Annotated in this window: 1 pseudogene; it reads right to left on the reverse strand. The window is 71.1% G+C overall.

The features are described 5' to 3' along the window. Window positions 1-460, reverse strand: a pseudogene (locus DN069_RS42185) (phosphoenolpyruvate synthase); the annotation flags it as partial.

The following is a 460-nucleotide window of genomic DNA, read 5'->3' on the forward strand; positions in this document are numbered from 1 at the left end:
CCTCGACCGCCTGGCGCGCCTCGGCCCCGCCGGGGAGCTTCGCCAGCTCGTCGAGGAAGTCCTCGTCCCGGGCCCCGCGCAGGAACGCGACCACCTCGGGCACTGGACGGATCACGTCCGCGACGTCGAGCAGGTCCAGCCCCATCTCCGAGGTGATGTTGCCGGGCGCGGACAGCGTGAGGGTGTCGGCGGCGTTCTTCTCGCCCAGCCACTCCTCCAGGTGGTCGTTGAGCCACCAGGTGGCCTCCATGCCGGCCATGATCACCCGAATGCTGAGTGGATCACTGAGGACCCGCTTGTGCTCCTCGAACGCCTCCAGCAGGAAGTCGAAGAGCCCCGGACCGGTCTGCGCACGGATGTCGCGCTTCAAGGCGGCGATGGACGCCTCGCTGCGCTCGATCAGCCCGGTGACGATCGCCGGGTCGGTCTCGAGCGGCGCGGGCGCGCCACCGCCCGGCCC

It is taken from the genome of Streptacidiphilus pinicola, assembly GCF_003258295.1.
Taxonomy (GTDB): domain Bacteria; phylum Actinomycetota; class Actinomycetes; order Streptomycetales; family Streptomycetaceae; genus Streptacidiphilus; species Streptacidiphilus pinicola.